This is a genomic window from Aldersonia kunmingensis (assembly GCF_001646865.1).
Classification (GTDB): domain Bacteria; phylum Actinomycetota; class Actinomycetes; order Mycobacteriales; family Mycobacteriaceae; genus Aldersonia; species Aldersonia kunmingensis.
On sequence record NZ_LRRB01000115.1, the window covers coordinates 1 to 1,077 of the forward strand.

A 1,077-nucleotide genomic window follows, 5' to 3' on the forward strand; every position below is an offset into this window, starting at 1 on the left:
GGTCGTCAGTCATGCGTGCCTACCTTCCTGTCCGCAGTGATCACGAGCATATGGTCGCTGCCGGAGCCCTTTTAGGGGCCATTTGCTCGTGATCACCGCGAAACGCGCTCACCGCTCCGCGATCGCGAGCAGTGCCTCTGTGACTGCGACCGGTTCGGTGATCATCAGGTCGTGCCCGGTGTCGATCTGCCATAACCGGCCCTCGGCCTCCGCTCGCGCCATCAGTGCCGGGTCGCGGCCGGGGAACGACCACGTACAGATGATGTGCGACTGCGGAATCGCCCAAAGCGCTTCCTCGTTCTTCAGCGTGAGCTGTTGTTCGAAGCAGCGCCACGGGTGCGGCGTGAGCCGATCCGCCATCCAGGCGAGGTCGTCCGGGTCGGTGATCCCGTAGAACAGGCCGGCATCGGGCGAGGGATGGAGCACGAGTTCAACCCCATCCTCGATCTCACTCATCGTGCGCGCTGCCAGCATCACGGGTCCCGCGACATCCACGAGCGACTGTCCGTTCAAGGGAGTTGCGGCATCGAGATAGACGATGTTGCCAACTCGCTCCACAGCCCGGTCCGCGGCACCGGTGATCACCATGCCGCCGTAGCTGTGTCCGACGAGGATCACGTCGGTCAGGTTCTCGTAGTGCAGCACCGCCGCGATATCGGCGACGTGGGTTTCGAGATCGATTGTGGGAGAGAGCAGATGAGCCCGCTCCCCCAGGCCAGTCAGGGTTGGTGTGTAGACATCGTGGCCGGCATCGCGCAGCAGTGGCGCGACGCGCTGGTAGCACCAGCCGCCGTGCCCACCGCCGTGCACGAGGACATAGGTCGCCATGGGAGCTCCTTCGATCCGGGTTTAGCGCAAAACAATTCCGCCGTCGACGTTCACGGTCTGTCCGTTGATCCACGCGCCCTCGTCGGATACGAGGAACGCGACCATGCTCGCTACATCCGCCGCGCCTCCGAGTCGGGTGCTCCTCGTCTGTTTGAGCATGCCCGCCAACATCCGTTCCGGGTACTGGTTGCGCATCTCATCGTTGAGAATCGGCCCCGGCGTGATCGCGTTGGCCCGAATGCCTTCCTT

Annotated in this window: 2 protein-coding genes; both read right to left on the minus strand. The window is 63.9% G+C overall.

Annotated features, from left to right (window positions below):
• Positions 1–108 precede the first annotated feature (108 nt).
• Complete coding sequence (locus tag A8G08_RS09255) at positions 109–828, minus strand: alpha/beta fold hydrolase (RefSeq protein ID WP_068273076.1); 720 nt, start codon at positions 826–828, stop codon at positions 109–111.
• 21 nt (positions 829–849) lie between these two features.
• On the minus strand, positions 850–1,077 hold a 228-nt coding region (locus tag A8G08_RS09260), incomplete at its 5' end, for an SDR family oxidoreductase (RefSeq protein ID WP_157108477.1).

What these genes read in the sequence shown, in the direction of transcription:
- A8G08_RS09255 (WP_068273076.1), bottom strand. Translation starts at nt 828, where the DNA reads ATGGCGACCTATGTCCTCGTGCACGGCGGTGGGCACGGCGGCTGGTGC.